The organism is Kitasatospora sp. NPDC048540, from assembly GCF_040651175.1.
Taxonomy (GTDB): domain Bacteria; phylum Actinomycetota; class Actinomycetes; order Streptomycetales; family Streptomycetaceae; genus Kitasatospora.
The window spans coordinates 1-17622 of the sequence record NZ_JBEZIR010000160.1 but is presented as its reverse complement, the minus strand read 5'-3'; the positions used below and the strand labels follow the sequence as shown (position 1 = coordinate 17622).

Sequence of the window (17622 nt, the reverse complement as noted above, 5' to 3'; positions counted from 1 at the left end):
ATATCTGGCGTTGACTTTTGGCACGCTGTTGAGTTCTCAAGGAACGGACACTTCCTTCGGACCGCCTTCCAGCGGGCCCTCCGGGCGCTTCGTTCGTGATTCGAGCTTATCAGATCCGTTTGCCAGGTTTTCACCGAGGCTTTGCGCGTCGGACTCGCTCTGTTCATCACCGGCTCGCGGCGACTCGGCCAACCATAGCGGGCTCGGCGCCGCGCACCTAATCGGGTCGCGGCGGATGTCACCCGAACGGACGCACGAGGGGGTGGGGCAGGACGGGTCGCGGGGCCATCGCCGGGGCTCACCCGGATGCCGTAGAGTGCGGCGCGTTGGCGAAGAGGACTAGACCACTTGGGCGCCAGCAGCCCGGCAGCCGCCGGGGCGTGGCTCGATTCGTGCACGTGCGTGTGCGCGGGCCGCGCAGCGGGCCTTCGGGGTCGCAGTGCTATGCACCGAGATGTCCCAAGTTGACCTAATTTAAGCTTCAGTCGATGTACGAGCCGTCGTCCGGCGGCCACGCACGCTGTACTCCGCACCTGGGAGGCACCACCATGACCACTGTGACGTCGCCGCTCGCCGGCCGCGCCGTCGGGCTCGCCGCCGTGCCCGACCCCGTCTTCTCCGGCGCCATGGTGGGCCCCGGGACCGCGATCGACCCGGTGCGGGAACCCACCGAGGCGGTGGCGCCGGTGGACGGACTGGTCGTGTCGATGCACCCGCACGCGTTCGTCGTGGTGGACGAGAACGGCCACGGGGTGCTCACCCACCTCGGCATCGACACCGTGCAGTTGAACGGCGAGGGATTCGAGCTGCTGGTGAACAAGGGTGACCAGGTCCGGCGCGGTCAGCCGGTGATCCGGTGGAACCCGGCCGCGGTCGAGGCCGCCGGCAAGTCCCCGATCTCCCCGATCGTCGCGCTGGAGGCGGCCGCCGAGGCGCTCAGCGCGGTGGCCGAGACCGGCGAGGTACCGGTCGGCGGCGAACTGTTCACCTGGAACTGACGGTGGTGGAAGGAACTCAGGACATGGACCAGTCGCTGCGGGGCGTCGGCGTCAGCCACGGGGTCGCGATCGGGCAGGTGCGGCACATGGGGACGGCCGTGCTGGAGCCGCCGGCCACCCGGATCCCGACCGAGGACGCCCCGCGTGAGCAGGCGCGGGCCCAGGCGGCGGTGGACGCGGTCGCCGCGGACCTGATCGCCCGCGGCAACCTGGCGGGCGGCGAGGCGCAGGCCGTGCTGGAGGCCCAGGCGCTGATGGCGCAGGACCCCGAGCTGATGGCCGACGTCAGCCGGCGCATCGCGGTAGGCAGCAGCGCCGAGCGCGGGGTGTACGACGCGTTCGCCGCGTACCGGGCGCTGCTGGCGTCGGCCGGGGAGTACCTGGCCGGGCGGGTCGCCGACCTGGACGACGTGCGCAACCGGATCGTGGCCCGGCTGCTCGGGGTGCCGATGCCCGGCGTGCCGGACAGCGACGAGCCGTACGTGCTGTTCGCGCGGGACCTGGCGCCGGCCGACACGGCCCTGCTGGACCCGACCCTGGTGCTCGGTTTCGTGACCGAGGAGGGCGGGCCGACCAGCCACAGCGCGATCCTGGCGCGGGCGATGGGCGTACCGGCCGTGGTCGCGCTGCCGGGGGCGGCGAAGGTGGCCGAGGGCACCGTGGTGGCGGTCGACGGCAGTTCGGGTGACGTGCTGGTGGAGCCGAGCGCCGAGCGGCAGGAGGAGCTCCGGCGGGTGGCCGCCGAGCGCAGGGCCGCGCTGGCCGCGTCCTCCGGGCCGGGCCGGACCTCGGACGGGCACCGGGTGCCGTTGCTGGCCAACGTCGGCGGGCCCGCGGACCTGCCGGCGGCGCTGGAGGCGGGGGCCGAGGGTGTGGGCCTGTTCCGCACCGAGTTCCTCTTCCTCGACGACTCGGCCGAGGCACCGCCCGAGGAGAAGCAGGTCGAGGCGTACCGCACGGTGCTCGCGGCGTTCCCGGAGGGTCGGGTCGTGGTGCGGGTGCTGGACGCCGGTGCGGACAAGCCGCTCGACTTCCTCACCCCGGCCGACGAGCCCAACCCGGCGCTCGGCGTGCGGGGTCTGCGGACCCTGCTGGACCACCCCGAGGTGCTGCGCACCCAGCTGCGGGCGCTGGCGACGGCGGCCGAGGGGCTGCCGGTGCACCTGGAGGTGATGGCGCCGATGGTCGCCGACCGGGTGGACGCCAAGGCGTTCGCGGACGCCTGCCGGGAGGCCGGGCTGGACGCGAAGTTCGGCGCGATGGTGGAGATCCCGTCGGCCGCGCTGCGGGCCCGTTCGATCCTGCAGGAGGTCGAGTTCCTGTCGCTGGGCACCAACGACCTGGCGCAGTACACCTTCGCCGCCGACCGGCAGGTCGGGGCGCTGGCCCGGCTGCAGGACCCGTGGCAGCCGGCGCTGCTGGACCTGATCGCGGTGTCCGCGGACGCCGCGAAGGCGGTCGGCAAGAGCTGCGGGGTGTGCGGCGAGGCAGCGTCCGACCCGCTGCTGGCCTGCGTGCTGACCGGGCTCGGGGTCACCAGCCTGTCGATGGGCGCGGCGTCGATCCCGTACGTGCGCAGCGCGCTGGCCAAGTACACGCTGGCGCAGTGCCGGCGGGCGGCGGAGGCGGCGCGGGCCGCCGACACCGCCGAGCAGGCGCGGGCCGCCGCGCACCAGGTGCTGTCCGGGGAGTGAGCCCGGGCGGGTGAGGGAGAGCGGAGGGGCGCTGCCACCGTGGGGGTTGGCAGCGCCCCTCCGGGCTGTTCAGGCCCGGCGCGAGCGGCCGAGCCGCTCGAAGAAGCGCAGGTGGTCGAGGTTGTCGACGGATCCGGGGTTGACGGCCTGCTCCAGCGGGGTGCCGGCCAGCAGGCGCTTGACCGGGACCTCGATCCGCTTGCCGGTCAGGGTGTGCGGCAGGCCGCCGACCGCGATGACCTCGTCGGGGACGTGGCGCGGGGAGAGCTCGGTGCGCAGCGAGGTGCGGATGCGTCCGATCAGGTCGTCGTCGAGGGTGGCGCCGGGGCTGAGCACCACGAACAGCGGCATCCAGTAGCCGCCCTCGGGCTCCTCCAGGCCGATGACCAGCGACTCGGCGATCTCGGGGAGGCGCTCGACCACCTCGTAGATGTCGGAGGAGCCCATCCGGACGCCCTGGCGGTTGAGGGTGGAGTCGGAGCGGCCGTGGATCACCACGGTGCCGCGGGAGGTGACGGTGATCCAGTCGCCGTGGCGCCAGGTGCCGGGGTACGTGTCGAAGTAGCTGTCGTGGTAGCGGGTGCCGTCGGGGTCGTTCCAGAAGCCGGTGGGCATGGAGGGCAGCGGCTTGGTGACGACCAGTTCGCCGACCTCGTCGGTGTGCGGCTTGCCCTGGACGTCCCAGGACTCGACGGCGGCGCCGAGGCAGGGGGCCTGGATCTCGCCGAGGTACACCGGGAGGGTGGGGACGCCGCCGACGAAGCAGGAGCAGACGTCGGTGCCGCCGCTGACCGAGGCCAGCCAGATGTCCTGCTTCACCTCGTCGTAGATCCACTGGAAGCCGTCGGGCGGCAGCGGGGAGCCGGTGGTGCCGAGGCAGCGGACGGCGGAGAGGTCGAGGTCGCGGCCGGGGTGCAGGCCGGCCTTGCGGCTGGCGATCACGTAGGCGGCGGAGGTGCCGACGACGGTGGCGCGGGTGCGGGCGGCGACCGACCAGAAGGCGCCGGTGTCGGGGTGGCCGGGGCTGCCGTCGTAGGTGACGATCGTGGATCCGGTGAGCAGGCCGGCGATGAGGAAGTTCCACATCATCCAGCCGGTGGAGGTGTACCAGAGGAAGCGGTCGGCGGGGCCGAGGTCGAGGTGGAGGGCGGCCTGCTTGAGGTGTTCGACCAGGATGCCGCCCTGACTCTGGACGATCGCCTTGGGCAGGCCGGTGGTGCCGGAGGAGTAGAGGACCCACAGCGGGTGGTCGAAGGGGACCTGCTCGAAGAGCGGTTCGGTGTCGGCGGCGGTGAGGGCGGTCCAGTCCAGGGCGCCCTCGGGGGCCGCGCCGCCGAGCAGCGGGACGTGGACCACGGTGTGCAGCGAGGGGAGTTCGGCGCGGAGCTCGGCGACCACCCCGGTGCGGTCGTGGTCCTTGCCGCCGTAGTGGTAGCCGTCGACGGCGAACAGCACGACCGGCTCGATCTGCTGGAGGCGGTCGAGGACGCTGCGGGCGCCGAAGTCGGGGGCGCAGCTGGTCCAGACGGCGCCGACGGCGGCGGTGGCGAGGAGGGCGACGGCGGCCTGCGGGATGTTCGGCAGGTAGGCGCCGACCCGGTCGCCGGGGCGCACGCCGCGCTCGCGCAGGGCGGCGGCGAGCGAGCCGACCTGGCGGCGCATCTCGGCCCAGCTGAGCGGGACGGGCTCGGCGGTGGTCTCGTCGAGGTGCAGAATGGCCGGGCGGTCCGCGTGGGCGGGGTCCTCGCCGTGGCGCAGTGCGTGCTCGGCGTAGTTCAGGCGGGCGCCGGGGAACCAGCGGGCGCCGGGCATGGCCGGGTCGGCGAGGACCGCTTCGGGGGCGGTGGAGAAGCGGACGTCGAAGTACTCGGTGACCGCGCGCCAGAAGCGGTCGAGGTCCTCGGTGGACCAGGCGTGCAGGGCGGCGTAGCGGGCGGCGGCCTGCTCGTCGTCGGTGACGGGGGCGAGCGGTGCGGCCGGGGCTCCGTGCCGGGCGGCGGCCCAGGCCTGGAAGGCGACCAGCTGGGTGGCGGCGGCGCGGTCGGCGGCGGGCCGCCAGAGCGGCTGGTCCTGGGGTGGGGTGCTCACGGTGGTGGTCTCCCGGCCGGTACGTGCGGACGGGCGGTGCTGGTGGCGGGCCCGTCCTGGGGACGCTGACGGAGCAGACCATGCCATGTGATCGTCTGCCGCGCCAGGGTCCGCCGCGCCACTCGGGAGTGCTGGTCAGTGGGGTTCGGCCACAAGGTGGTCGTACTCGCCCTTGAACCAGGCCTGGGCGACCCGGGTGTGGAAGGGGAAGGCGAGCGGGGTGGCGGGGTCGGCGAGCTGCCAGCCGTCGGTCTCGTCGGTGGGGACGGAGGGCGGCAGGTCGGCGAGCGGGCGGGCGGGCAGCATGCCGAACAGGCAGAGGAAGCCGCCGCCGGTGTCGGAGTCGGTGGCGACCAGGGTGACGTCGGCGGGGTCGGCGTGGATGCCGGTCTCCTCGCGCAGTTCGCGGGCGGCGGCCTGCTGCCAGCTCTCGCCGAAGTCGACGTAACCGCCGGGCAGGGCGAGTTCGCCGAGGCCGGGTTCGATGGTGCGGCGGATGACGGCCAGGCTGCGGCTGCCGTCGGGGAGGTCGACGGGGAGCAGGACCACGGTGACGGGCAGCGGGTTGCGGTAGCTGATCTCGGAGCAGCCGGGACAGGTGCGGGGCCAGCCGGTGGTGGCCGCCGGGTACGGGGTGCCGCACCAGTGGCAGTGGGAGTGGGGACGGTTGGGCTGCGCGCTGGTCATGGAACGGATGGTAGTGCGGCGGGGGTGGGCCGGTCAGGGGATCGGCCGGTCCCGGCCGGGGCGCAGCAGCGGGGGGTGCAGGAGGGTGGCGGGGCCGGCCCGGTAGTGGCGGGCGCGGGGGCCGCCGCGGGTGCCGCCGCGGGTGGCGGTGGTGCCGGTCTGCTCGACGAAGCCGGGGACGGAGAGCACCTTGCGGTGGAAGTTGCCGGGGTGCAGGTGCTCGCCCCAGACGGCTTCGTAGACGGCGCGCAGGTCCGGGATGGTGAATTCCTCGGGGAGGAAGGCGGTGGCCAGCGGGCGGTACTCGAGTTTGGCGCGGACCCGGGTGAGGGCGTCGGCGAGGATCCGGGCGTGGTCGAAGACGAGGTCGGGGACCTGGGGGCGGCCGGGGGCGCGGGTGGCGGGGTGCCAGGCGGCGGCTGCGGCGTCGGTGCCGGCGCGCGGGTCGGGCAGATCGGGGGCGAAGGCGAGGTAGGCGACGGAGACCACGTGCATGCGGGGGTCGCGGTCGGGGGCGCCGTAGGTGCCGAGCTGCTCGAGGTGGACCCGGCTGAGGGCGGTGGTGTCGGCGCTGCCGTGCAGGCCGGTCTCCTCGGCGAGTTCGCGGGCGGCGGCGGTGTCGAGGTCCTCCTGGCCGGCTCGCAGGAAGCCGCCGGGCAGGGCCCAGCGGCCCTGGAACGGCGGCTCGGCCCGTTCGACCAGCAGGACGTGGAGTGCTCCGGCGCGCAGGGTGAGGGCGACCACGTCGACGGTGACGGCGACCGGGGTGAAGGCGCGCGGGTCGTACGCCGCGAGCCACTGCTGCTCGTCGGGCGCTGCTGCCGGCATGCGGTTCCTCCCCGGGGTACGGGCCGTCGGTGGGGCCCGGCTCCGAACCTAGCGCGCCGGTCGGACGTGCGGCCAGGCGGTGCGCGGGCGGGGCCGTGCGTCGGCCTACAGTGCGGGTAGCACCCTCGAGCGCGTTCCTGGAGGCCGCCGTGACCGCTGCCGGATCCGAGCCTTTCGCGGCCGCGCTGGCGGCCGGGCCGGTGGTGCTGGACGGCGGGCTGTCGAACCAGCTGGAGGCGGCCGGGTACGGGCTGGCGGACGAGCTGTGGTCGGCCCGGCTGCTGGTGGACGCGCCGCAGGCGCTGGTGGCGGCGCACCGCGGGTACTACGCGGCGGGGGCCCGGGTGGCGATCTCGGCCGGTTATCAGGCGAGTTTCGAGGGTTTCGCGCGCCGGGGGATCGGGCGGGCCGAGGCGGCCCGGCTGATGGCGTCGGGCGTGGCGCTGGCCCGGGAGGCGGCGGCGGGGTTCGACGGTCCGCGCTGGGTGGCGGCTTCGGTGGGCCCGTACGGGGCGGTGCTGGCGGACGGGTCGGAGTACCGGGGCCGGTACGGGCGCAGTGTGGCGTGGCTGGAGCGCTGGCACCGGCCGCGGGTGGAGGTGCTGGCGGCGGCGGGGCCGGACGTGCTGGCGCTGGAGACGGTGCCGGACGTGGACGAGGCGGAGGCGCTGCTGCGGGTGGTGCGCGGGCTCGGGGTGCCGGTGTGGCTGTCGTACAGCGTGGCGGGTGGCCGGACCAGGGCGGGGCAGCCGCTGGCGGAGGCGTTCGCGGTGGCGGCGGGGGTGCCGGAGGTGGTGGCGGTCGGGGTGAACTGCTGCAGTCCGCGGGACGCGGACCTGGCGGTGCCGCTCGCGGCCGGGGTGAGCGGGCTGCCGGTGGTGGTGTACCCGAACAGCGGGGAGCGCTGGGTGGAGGGGCGCGGCTGGACCGGGGAGCCGGCGTTCCGGCCGGAGCGGGTGGCGGGGTGGGCGGGCGCCGGGGCGCGGCTGGTGGGCGGCTGCTGCCGGGTCGGTGAGCGGGAGATCGCCGCGCTGGCCGGTGTCGTCCGGGCGTTGTGATCGGAAAGGTGCACGCACGGCCTGCGGACTGGCACACTCATGGCGGTACTCTTGCGGTCGACATTGTCGACCGTCTGTCAGCGGAGGTAGCGGATGCCCGGCCCGATCCAGTCGCTCTCCCGGGCCGCCGCGATACTGCGCCTGTTGGCCGGCGGCGAGCGCCGCCTGGGCCTGTCCGAGGTGGCCACGGCGCTGGACCTGGCCAAGGGGACGGCCCACGGGATCCTGCGCACCCTCCAGCAGGAGGGGTTCGTCGAGCAGGACGCGGAGAGCGGCAAGTACCAGCTGGGCGCCGAGCTGCTGCGGCTCGGCCAGAGCTACCTCGACGTGCACGAGCTGCGCGCCCGGGCGCTGGTGTGGGCCGACGACCTGGCCCGGGCGTCCGGTGAGACGGTCTACCTGGGTGTGCTGCACCAGCGCGGCGTGCTGATCGTGCACCACGTCTTCCGGCCGGACGACACCCGGCAGGTGCTGGAGGTCGGCTCGATGCAGCCACTGCACAGCACGGCGCTGGGCAAGGTGCTGCTGGCGTACGACCCGGTGGCCCGCGGTGAGCTGGGCGAGGAGCCGCTGGAGGCGTACACGCTGCGCACCCTGACCGATCCGGCGGACGTGGACGCGGAGTGCGCGCTGATCCGCGAGCGCGGGTGGTCGGACTCGGTGGAGGAGACCTGGGAGGGGGTGGCCTCGATCGGTGCGCTGATCCAGGACCGCCGGCGCAACCCGGTGGGTGCGGTGTGCATCTCGGGTGCGGTCGAGACGGTCTGTGAGGACGGTTTCGTGAAGCCCTCGCTGGTCGCCTCGGTGCGCAGCGCGGCCCGGGCGATCTCGCGTGACCTGGGGGCCGGCCGCTTCTGAGCACCGCTTCCCGGCATGCCGCCATGGCGTGGACGGGCCCGTCGGGCCGGTCCGCGCCATGGCTTTTTCGCGTCCGGGGCGGGTGGTGCGCGGGTGGTGAGTCACAGGTGCATAACCCGGCCTTGACGCAGGGGTGGCCGGAAGGAGAAGCTTCCGCATGTCGGTCGACAATGTCGAACGGCGGTTGGACAAGACCACGACCCCCAGCGCTCACCCGCTCAGTGGTCGGTCCAGCAGCTCACCGGTACGACATCCCCGGGACGGGATGTGTACCGCTCCCCCACCCCCTGCACCCCCTGCTCCGGACCATTCGGACATAGGAGCCAGGCAGACGAAGGAGTCTGTGTGTCCGCGTTCTCCAACGGCGACATCTTTGTCGGCGAGACCCTCGGTACCGCCGCCCTGATACTCCTGGGCGGTGGCGTCTGCGCCGCTGTCACCCTCAAGAAGTCCAAGGCGATCAACGCCGGCTGGCTCGCGATCACCTTCGGGTGGGGCTTCGCGGTCCTGATCGCCGCCTACATGTCCGCCCCGAAGTCCGGTGCCCACCTGAACCCGGCCGTGACCCTGGCACTCGCGGTCAAGAGCGGCGAGTGGGGCCAGGTGCCGGTCTACCTCGGCTCGCAGCTGCTCGGCGCGATGATCGGCGCGGTGCTGGTCTGGCTCACCTACCTCGGCCAGTTCCAGGCCAACGAGGAGCCGACGCTCGGCATCTTCTCCACCGGCCCGGAGATCCGGAACCCGGTCCAGAACCTGATCACCGAGGTCATCGGCACCTTCGTGCTCTGCTTCGCGATCCTCACCCAGGGCCTCACCACCGGCCTCGCCGCCTCCGGCACCGGGATCCTGATCGTCGCGCTCACCGTGGTCGGCATCGGCCTCTCGCTCGGCGGCCCGACCGGCTACGCCATCAACCCGGTCCGCGACCTCGGCCCGCGCATCGTCCACGCGCTGCTGCCGATCCCCCACAAGGGCGGCTCCGACTGGTCGTACTCCTGGATCCCGGTGGTCGGCCCGGTCGTCGGCGGCCTGCTGGCCGGCGGCGTCTACAACCTGGTCTTCTGACCCCGGTTTGCGCCACGCCTGAGCACGGGGACTGACCCAGCGTCAGTCCCGCCCACCCCGAACCCTCACCCCGAGCCGAGGACCTCATGACCACTGGCAACTACATCGCCGCGATCGACCAGGGCACCACCTCCAGCCGCTGCATCATCTTCGGCGCCGACGGCCGGATCGTCGCCGTCGACCAGCAGGAGCACTCGCAGATCTTCCCGCAGCCCGGCTGGGTCGAGCACGACGCCGCCGAGATCTGGACCCGGGTCCAGTCGGTGGTCCGCGGCGCGCTGGAGAAGGCCGGGCTGACCAAGGACGACATCCGCGCGATCGGCATCACCAACCAGCGCGAGACCACCGTCCTGTGGGACAAGAACACCGGCGAGCCGGTCCACAACGCGCTGGTCTGGCAGGACACCCGCACCGAGGGGCTCTGCCGCGAGCTCGGCCGCAACGTCGGCCAGGACCGCTTCCGCCGCGAGACCGGCCTGCCGCTGGCCAGCTACTTCGCCGGCCCGAAGATCCGCTGGCTGCTGGACAACGTCGAGGGGCTGCGGGAGCGCGCCGAGGCCGGGGACATCCTGTTCGGCACCATGGACACCTGGGTGATCTGGAACCTCACCGGCGGCGTCGACGGCGGCAAGCACATCACCGATGTGACCAACGCCAGCCGCACCATGCTGATGAACCTCTCCACCCTCGCCTGGGACGAGAAGATCGCCGAGTCGATGGGCGTGCCGCTGTCCGTCCTGCCGGAGATCCGCTCCTCTGCCGAGGTCTACGGCGAGGCCGTCGGCGACCTGGCGGGCGTCCCGGTCGCCTCCGCGCTCGGCGACCAGCAGGCCGCGCTGTTCGGCCAGACCTGCTTCAGCGAGGGCGAGGCCAAGTCCACCTACGGCACCGGCACCTTCCTGCTGCTGAACACCGGCGAGAAGATCGTCAACTCGTACCACGGCCTGCTCACCACGGTCGGCTACCGGATCGGCGACCAGGCCCCGGTGTACGCCCTGGAGGGCTCCATCGCGGTCACCGGCTCGCTGGTGCAGTGGCTGCGCGACCAGCTCGGCATCATCTCCACCGCCGCCGAGATCGAGACCCTGGCCTCGACCGTCGAGGACAACGGCGGCGCCTACTTCGTCCCGGCCTTCTCCGGCCTGTTCGCCCCGTACTGGCGCTCCGACGCCCGCGGCGTGATCGCCGGCCTCACCCGGTACGTCACCAAGGGCCACCTGGCCCGGGCCGTGCTGGAGGCCACCGCCTGGCAGACCCGCGAGGTCGTCGACGCCATGCAGAAGGACTCCGGCGTCGAACTCACCGCCCTCAAGGTCGACGGCGGCATGACCTCCAACAACCTGCTGATGCAGAACATCGCCGACGTCCTCGACGCCCCCGTCGAGCGCCCGTACGTCGCCGAGACCACCGCCCTGGGCGCGGCCTACGCGGCCGGCCTCGCGGTCGGCTTCTGGCCCGACCTGGACACCCTGCGGGCCAACTGGCACCGCGCCGCCGAGTGGACCCCCCGCATGGACGAGGCCACCCGGGAGCGGGAGTACAAGAAGTGGCTCAAGGCCGTGGAGCGCACCATGGGCTGGGTGGAGGAGGACGAGCAGAACTGACCGGGCAGCCGGCCGGGGCCAAGGCCCCGGCCGGTCGTTCCGCGTTCCGAGACCGGCCCGCCGCACGGGGCCGGGACCCGGCCTGCAGCACCAGGCCGAACCGCACAACGAGAGGAGAAACGGCGCCGCCCGACCACGCGCCGCCGTAACCACACCATGGCAACCATCCCGACCCTGGGCGCCGAGCGCTTCGCCGGCCGTACCGCCTCCCGAGCCGAGACCCGCGAGCTGCTGGGCAAGGCCACCTACGACCTGCTGGTGATCGGCGGCGGCATCCTCGGCACCGCCACCGCGTGGACCGCCGCCCAGGCCGGCCTGAAGGTCGCCATGGTCGACGCCGGCGACTTCGCCGGTGCCACCTCCAGCGCCTCCTCCAAGCTCGTCCACGGCGGCCTGCGCTACCTGCAGACCGGCGCGGTCAAGCTGGTCGCCGAGAACCACAAGGAGCGCCGGGCGCTCGCCACCGACGTCGCCCCGCACCTGGTCAACCCGCTGACCTTCTTCGTCCCGGTCTACAAGGGCGGCCCGCACAGCGCCCCCAAGCTCGGCGCCGGCGTCTTCCTGTACTCCGCGCTCTCCGCCTTCCGGGACGGCATGGGCCGGGTCTCCACCGCCGCGCACGCCGCCCAGCAGGTGCCCGCCCTGCGCACCGAGGGCCTGCAGGCCGTCGCGGTCTACGGCGACCACCAGATGAACGACTCCCGGGTCGCCGTGATGACCGTCCGCGCCGCCGTCGAGGCCGGCGCCGTCGCGCTCAACCACGCCGAGGTCACCGGCCTGCGCTTCACCGGCACCCGGGTCACCGGCGCCGAGCTGAAGGACCGCCTGGACGGCACCGAGTTCGGCGTCAGCGCCCGCCTGGTGCTCAACGCCACCGGCCCGTGGGTCGACCACCTGCGCAAGATGGAGGACGCCGGCGCAGCGCCGTCGATCCGCCTCTCCAAGGGCGCCCACGTGGTCGTCAAGCGCCGCACCCCATGGCGCGCCGCGCTGACCATCCCGATCGACAAGTACCGCGTCTCCTTCGCCATCCCGTGGGAGGACCACGTCCTGCTCGGCACCACGGACGAGGAGTACACCGGCGACCCGATGGACGTCCGCGCCACCGACGCCGACATCGACCAGATCATGGACGAGGCCGGCCACGCGATCCGCGACGAGCACCTCGACCGCGACCTGATCACCTACTCCTTCGCCGGCCTGCGGGTGCTGCCCGGCGGCCCCGGCGACACCGCCGCCGCCAAGCGCGAGACCGTGGTCACCGAGGGCCGCGGCGGCATGCTGTCGGTGGCCGGCGGCAAGTGGACCACCTACCGGCACATCGGCCGCGCCGTGCTGGAGAAGCTCAAGCACGTGCCCGGCACCGGCTTCGCCGAGGACGTCTCGCCGTTCCCCGCCACCGTGCCGCTGCCCGGGGTCGGCGCGCCGAACGCCGTCGCGCACCGCCTGCTGATGGACCGCGAGCCGGGCTCCCGGATGGAGCCGCTGGTGGCCAAGCACCTGGCCAGCCACTACGGCACCCTGTCCTTCGACATCGCCCGCCTGATCGCGGACAACCCGGAGCTCGGCAGGCCGATCCACGCCGACGGGCCGGACGTGTGGGCCCAGGTCGCGTACGCCGCCGACAGCGAGTGGGCGTACACCGTGGACGACGTGCTGCGCCGCCGCACCACCATGACCGTGCGCGGGCTGGACACCCCGGAGATCCGCGCCGAGGTCGAGGCCTTCCTGGCCAAGCGCCAGCAGGGCTGACGGCCGGAAGGGCCGAAGCGGCCGGAGCCGCCCCGCGGGATCTCCCGCGGGGCGGCTCCGCCGTTTCCGGGCGGCGGTGGCACCGGGCCGGCCCCGGGTCGGGGGTGGGGGGCTCAGGAGCGGCGGTGGGTGCCGCGGCGGTGGTGGGCGGCGAAGAGCGCCCCGCCGAGGGGGATCAGGCCGGTGCCGGCGGTCAGGCCGGTCCGGGTACGGACCTTCGGGCGGCCTCGGCCGGGAGGGGCCGTGCGTATGCCACCCGCGGCCGGGTGCGCCGCCCGTCCGGGGCGAGTGTCGTTGCGTCCGCGGCGGCCGTGCGCTGGTCTACTGGCTGCATGTCCCACGTCACGTTCCTTCTCGTGATGGTGATCATCACAGCTCTGGCGTTCGACTTCACCAACGGCTTCCACGACACCGCGAACGCCATGGCGACCTCGATCGCCACCGGCGCACTCCCGCCACGGGTGGCGGTGCTGGTGAGCGCGGTGCTCAACGTGGTCGGCGCGCTCCTGTCGACGGCGGTCGCCAAGACCATCTCCGGGGGCATCGTCGACGACGGCCTGGTCACACTGGGGATGATCTTCGCGGGGCTGGTCGGCGCGATCCTCTGGAACCTGTTCACCTGGCTGCTCGGGCTCCCCTCGAGCTCCTCGCACGCGCTGATCGGCGGGCTGGTCGGCGCCGCCTGGGTCGGCGCCGGGCAGAAGGCCGTGAACTTCGACGAGGTGCTGGAGAAGATCATCATCCCGGCGTTCGCCGCGCCGGTGGTGGCGGGGATCGCCGCGGCGCTGGCCACCTACCTGGCCTACCGGCTCAGCGGACGGGCCGACGAGGAGTCGGTCACCAAGGGCTTCCGGTCCGGGCAGATCGGCTCGGCCTCGCTGGTATCGCTGGCCCACGGCACCAACGACGCCCAGAAGACCATGGGCGTGATCACCCTCAGCCTGATCTCCGCCGGTGCGCTGTCGACCGGCGCCGGGCCGCCGACCTGGGTGATCCTCACCTCGGGCCTGGCGATCGGCCTGGGGACCTACCTCGGCGGCTGGCGCATCATCAGGACGCTCGGCCGGGGGCTCGCGGACATCCACTCGCCCCAGGGCTTCTCCGCCGAGACCGCCTCCGCGACGGTCATCCTGAGCTCCGCCCACCTCGGGTTCGCGCTCTCCACCACCCAGGTCTGCAGCGGCAGCATCATCGGCTCCGGGCTCGGCCGCCGCGGGTCGGAGGTCCGCTGGTCGACGGCCGGCCGGATGGTGATCGCCTGGCTGGTGACGCTGCCCGCGGCCGGCCTGGTCGGCGGCGCCGCCTCCGCGGTCGTGGTGCACGGCGGTACGGCCGGCACGGTGGTGGTGGCGGTGGTCGCCGTGGCCGCGGCCGGGGTGATCTACCTGCTGTCCCGGCGCAGCCCGGTCACCGCCGACAACGTCAACGACTCCCGGACCGTGACGGTCAACCCGCAGCCCGCGGCCGCGGGCAGCTGAGCCGGAAGGAGGCACCGTGGCAGTGCACTGGAGCGCGCTGGGCGAGGTGACCGCCGTCAGCATCGGCGCGACGGTGGCGGTCGCGGTGGTGTTCACCCTGGGGGTGCGGTCGACGCTGGCCTACCAGGACGCCAAGGACGGCGGCCGGACCTCGGCCGCCGCCCTGGCGGGGGCCGCGCTGTGCTTCCTGGCCTGCGCGGCCGCCGTGGCCTACGGGCTGTATCTGATCATCCCGCAGTTCCACGACTGACCCGGCCGGACGGTCCGCCGCCTGACGCGGCCCTAGACGATCAGGCTGAGCGGCATGATCAGGGCGATGGCGACCACCGAGATCACCGTCTCCATCACCGACCAGGACTTGACCGTCTGGCCGACCGTCATCCCGAAGTACTCCTTGACCAGCCAGAAGCCGGCGTCGTTGACGTGCGAGAAGAACAGCGAGCCGGCGCCGATGGCGAGCACCAGCAGGGCCGCGTGGGTGCTGGACATCCCGGCGGCGAGCGGCGCGACGATGCCGGCGGCGGTGATGGTGGCCACCGTGGCGGAGCCGGTGGCCAGCCGGATCAGGACGGCGATCAGCCAGCCGAGCAGCAGGGCGGAGACGTGCCAGCGGCCGGCCCACTGGCTGACCGCCTCGCCGACCCCGACGTCGATCAGGGTCTGCTTGAAGCCGCCGCCCGCGCCGACGATGAAGACGATGCCGGCGATCGGCGCCAGCGACCCCGCCACGGTGGCGGAGATCCGGGCCTTGTCGAAGCCGGCGGCCCGGCCGAGGGTGACCATGCCGAGCAGGGTCGCGGCGAGCAGGGCGACCAGCGGGGAGCCGATGAAGTCGAAGATCCGCTGCGCGGTCGCCTTCGGGTCGTCGACCACCACGTCGACCAGGGCCTTGCCGAGCATCAGGGCGACCGGCAGCAGGATGGTGGCCAGGACGGCGCCGAACCGGGGTGTGTGCTCGGGGCGTTCGGCCTCGGCGGGGGCCTGGGGGGCGGGCACCTCCAGCGGCCCGACCCAGCGTTCGGCGACGCGGGCGAACAGCGGCCCGGCGACCACCAGGGCGGGGACGGCGATCAGCAGGCCGAGCGCCAGGGTGATGCCGAGGTCGGCCTTGAGCGCGTCGACGGCGACCAGCGGGCCGGGGTGCGGGGGTACCAGGCCGTGCAGGACGGACAGGCCGGCCAGCGCGGGGATGCCGATCCGCAGCAGCGGGACGTTGCCGCGCCGCGCGACCAGCAGCACGATCGGCACCAGCAGCACCACGCCGACCTCGAAGAACAGCGGCAGGCCGAGCACCGCCGCGATCAGGGCCATCGCCCAGGGCAGCGCCCGGCGGCCGGAGCGGGCGAGCACGGTGTCCGCGATGATGTTGGCCCCGCCGGAGTCGGCGAGCAGCTTGCCGAGCATCGCGCCGAGGCCGATCAGCAGGCCGACGCCGCTGACGGTGGCGCCGAAGCCGGTGGCGAAGCTGCTGGTCAGCTTGTCGAAGGGGGCGCCGGCCACGGCGGCCAGCAGGCCCGAGCCGAGGGTCAGGGCGAGGAACGGGTGCAGCTTCAGCTTGGTGATCAGCAGCACGATGGCGGCGATGCTGAGCAGCACCGCGATCAGCAGCGTGGTGTCGTCGCCGGTGTGGGGCAGGGCCGGTGGGGCGGCCGCGAGCAGCGCTCTGGTGGTCACGCGAGGTCTCCATTGACGGGCCGCACCAGCTGTGCGGCCATCTCGGCGAGGTCGTGGGGGGCGGGGCCGACGTCCAGGACGGCGCCGCGCTCGTCGGGTCCGAGCGGCTCCAGGGCGGCGTACTGGGAGTCGAGCAGCGAGGCCGGCATGAAGTGGCCGCTGCGGTGGGCGAGGCGGTCCTCGACCAGGCGGTGGTCGCCGCTGAGGTGGAGGAAGAACGCGTCGGGGCAGTGGGCGCGCAGGGTGTCGCGGTAGCGGCGTTTGAGCGCGGAACAGGTGACCACTCCTCCGGTCCCGGCGGCCCGGCGTTCGCCGAGCCAGCCGCCCAGGGCGGTCAGCCAGGGCTGCCGGTCCTGGTCGTCCAGCGGGATGCCGGCCGACATCTTGGCGATGTTGGCCGCCGGGTGGAAGTCGTCGGCCTCCGCGTGGGGCAGGTGGAGGAGGTCGGCCAGCAGCTCGGCGACGGTGGTCTTGCCGACGCCGGAGACGCCCATGACGACGATCACGGGCGGCCGGTTCTCGACGGTGAGAGCCATGGGGTGGTGCTCCTGTTCTGCCTGTTCCGCGGGCAACTGTGACGCAAAGGTATGACTTATTCAAGGGGATGAAACTTAATCGTCATACTTTTACTGGCCGTCGGTGCCGCGGCACTAGGCTGGCCCGATGGAGATCCAGGGCCTGCCGGGCCGACTGCTCGCGGACCTCGGTCCGGCCATCGCCTCGGGGGAGCTCCCGGCCGGTACGGTGCTGCGCGCGGAGGAGCTGGAGGAGCGCTACGGCGTCTCGCGCACGGTGGTCCGGGAGGCGGTGCGGATCCTGGAGTCGATGCGGATGGTCGAGTCCCGGCGGCGGGTCGGCTCGACGGTGCTGCCGCAGCGCGACTGGGACGTCTTCGACCCGCTGGTGATCCGCTGGCGGCTGGCGGGGAGCGGCCGGGCCGCCCAACTGCGTTCGCTCGGCTCGCTGCGGGTCGCGGTCGAACCGGCCGCGGCCGCGCTGGCGGCCCGTCAGGCCGGGGACGACGACCGGCGGGAGCTGAGCGCGCTGGCCGTCGAACTGACCGTCAGCGCCCGCGCCGCCGACCTGGAGACCTTCCTGCGGCACGACATCGCCTTCCACTCGGCGGTGCTGCGGGCCAGCGGGAACGAGATGTTCGCCCACCTGGGCGACACCGTCGGCGCGGTGCTGACCGGCCGGACCGAGCACCACCTGATGCCGCACCAGCCGCGCGAGTACGCGGTGCGGCTGCACCGGGAGGTCGCGGAGGCGATCTGCGCCGGCGATCCGGAATCGGCCGAACGGGCGATGCGCACCATCGTGTTGGGGGCGCTGGAGGAGTTGGACGCGACCCTGGACTGAGCCGGGCGCCCGCCGGACGGGTGGAATGATCCGGTGCGCAGGGGGCAGGCTGGGCCGTGGACGCGCCACCGTCGGTCGTACCGGCGCGCGCCATGCGCCCGCGCGCCCTGCGCGGCGCCAGCCTTGGGGGGTTGCCGAATGTCCGCCGCACGCCGCCGACTCCCGGACGAGGTGCGGTCCGCCGCCGTCCGGGCCGTGCTCTGCGTCGCCTTCACCCTGGTGGCACTGATGGTGGCGGTCCTCGCCTCGTACGCCCGCAGCGGTCTGCTGACGCCCGCCCTGCTGGGCATGGCGCTCGGGGTGTTCGGCTGCGCCTGGTGCCTGCTGGAGATCGTGATCGCCCGTCAGGTCGCCGCCCAGCGGGCGCACGGGCCGCACGCCCAGTCGCCGCTGGCCGGCAGCCGGGAGAAGGCCGGGGCTGGACGGACCACAGCCCGGACACCCCCCAAGGCTGCCAGGAACTGCAGGCCTTCCTGGAG

At 73.6% G+C, this 17622-nt stretch carries 15 protein-coding genes and 1 pseudogene; 11 read left to right on the top strand and 5 right to left on the bottom strand.

The features are described from left to right. The first annotated feature begins 548 nt into the window (after positions 1-548). The gene (locus tag AB0D08_RS36465; protein ID WP_033822440.1) at positions 549-998 is read left to right on the top strand and encodes a PTS glucose transporter subunit IIA; all 450 of its coding nucleotides are present in this window, start codon (positions 549-551) and stop codon (positions 996-998) included. 23 nt (positions 999-1021) lie between these two features. After that, positions 1022-2692 (top strand): phosphoenolpyruvate--protein phosphotransferase, encoded by a 1671-nt coding sequence (ptsP, locus tag AB0D08_RS36460; protein WP_033822441.1) that lies wholly within the window; start codon positions 1022-1024, stop codon positions 2690-2692. Positions 2693-2761: 69 nt separating this feature from the next. Here ptsP and AB0D08_RS36455 read toward each other — a convergent pair whose 3' ends face one another. The 3 genes from AB0D08_RS36455 to AB0D08_RS36445 form a co-directional block, all read right to left on the bottom strand. After that, complete coding sequence (locus AB0D08_RS36455) at positions 2762-4780, bottom strand: acetoacetate--CoA ligase (protein WP_359894604.1); 2019 nt, start codon at positions 4778-4780, stop codon at positions 2762-2764. Between the two features lie 135 nt (positions 4781-4915). Then, positions 4916-5467, bottom strand: a complete 552-nt coding sequence (locus tag AB0D08_RS36450) for an NUDIX domain-containing protein (RefSeq protein WP_033822443.1) — start codon at positions 5465-5467, stop codon at positions 4916-4918. Between the two features lie 33 nt (positions 5468-5500). Further along, a complete protein-coding gene (locus tag AB0D08_RS36445; RefSeq protein ID WP_359894602.1) occupies positions 5501-6295 on the bottom strand; it encodes an NUDIX domain-containing protein in 795 nt (264 codons plus the stop codon). Between the two features lie 149 nt (positions 6296-6444). Between AB0D08_RS36445 and mmuM the strand changes: the two genes are divergently transcribed. The 7 genes from mmuM to AB0D08_RS36410 all read left to right on the top strand — a co-directional run bounded on the left by mmuM (position 6445) and on the right by AB0D08_RS36410 (position 14360). After that, on the top strand, positions 6445-7353 hold the full coding sequence (mmuM, locus tag AB0D08_RS36440; protein ID WP_359894600.1) for a homocysteine S-methyltransferase: 909 nt from the start codon (positions 6445-6447) through the stop codon (positions 7351-7353). A 93-nt stretch (positions 7354-7446) separates the two neighbouring features. Next, positions 7447-8211 carry an IclR family transcriptional regulator gene (locus tag AB0D08_RS36435; protein ID WP_033822863.1) on the top strand — a complete coding sequence of 255 codons (765 nt, stop codon included), beginning with the start codon at positions 7447-7449 and terminating at the stop codon, positions 8209-8211. Between the two features lie 345 nt (positions 8212-8556). Then, complete coding sequence (locus AB0D08_RS36430) at positions 8557-9276, top strand: MIP/aquaporin family protein (protein ID WP_033822864.1); 720 nt, start codon at positions 8557-8559, stop codon at positions 9274-9276. An 86-nt stretch (positions 9277-9362) separates the two neighbouring features. After that, the gene (glpK, locus tag AB0D08_RS36425) at positions 9363-10880 is read left to right on the top strand and encodes a glycerol kinase GlpK (RefSeq protein ID WP_033822865.1); all 1518 of its coding nucleotides are present in this window, start codon (positions 9363-9365) and stop codon (positions 10878-10880) included. Between the two features lie 156 nt (positions 10881-11036). Further along, the gene (locus AB0D08_RS36420) at positions 11037-12632 is read left to right on the top strand and encodes a glycerol-3-phosphate dehydrogenase/oxidase (RefSeq protein ID WP_033822866.1); all 1596 of its coding nucleotides are present in this window, start codon (positions 11037-11039) and stop codon (positions 12630-12632) included. Positions 12633-12964: 332 nt separating this feature from the next. Continuing rightward, a complete protein-coding gene (locus AB0D08_RS36415; protein WP_033822867.1) occupies positions 12965-14110 on the top strand; it encodes an inorganic phosphate transporter in 1146 nt (381 codons plus the stop codon). A gap of 16 nt (positions 14111-14126) precedes the next feature. Beyond that, on the top strand, positions 14127-14360 hold the full coding sequence (locus AB0D08_RS36410) for a hypothetical protein (RefSeq protein ID WP_033822868.1): 234 nt from the start codon (positions 14127-14129) through the stop codon (positions 14358-14360). Between the two features lie 32 nt (positions 14361-14392). Here AB0D08_RS36410 and AB0D08_RS36405 read toward each other — a convergent pair whose 3' ends face one another. Both AB0D08_RS36405 and AB0D08_RS36400 read right to left on the bottom strand, forming a co-directional pair. Next, on the bottom strand, positions 14393-15769 hold the full coding sequence (locus AB0D08_RS36405) for a gluconate:H+ symporter (protein ID WP_359894607.1): 1377 nt from the start codon (positions 15767-15769) through the stop codon (positions 14393-14395). Positions 15770-15780: 11 nt separating this feature from the next. Continuing rightward, complete coding sequence (locus tag AB0D08_RS36400; protein WP_359894596.1) at positions 15781-16320, bottom strand: gluconokinase; 540 nt, start codon at positions 16318-16320, stop codon at positions 15781-15783. Positions 16321-16447: 127 nt separating this feature from the next. Here AB0D08_RS36400 and AB0D08_RS36395 point away from each other — a divergent pair, with 127 nt between their 5' ends. Together AB0D08_RS36395 and AB0D08_RS36390 are read left to right on the top strand one after the other, a co-directional pair. After that, the gene (locus tag AB0D08_RS36395; RefSeq protein WP_033822870.1) at positions 16448-17143 is read left to right on the top strand and encodes an FCD domain-containing protein; all 696 of its coding nucleotides are present in this window, start codon (positions 16448-16450) and stop codon (positions 17141-17143) included. Positions 17144-17281: 138 nt separating this feature from the next. After that, positions 17282-17622, top strand: a pseudogene (locus tag AB0D08_RS36390) (hypothetical protein); the annotation flags it as partial.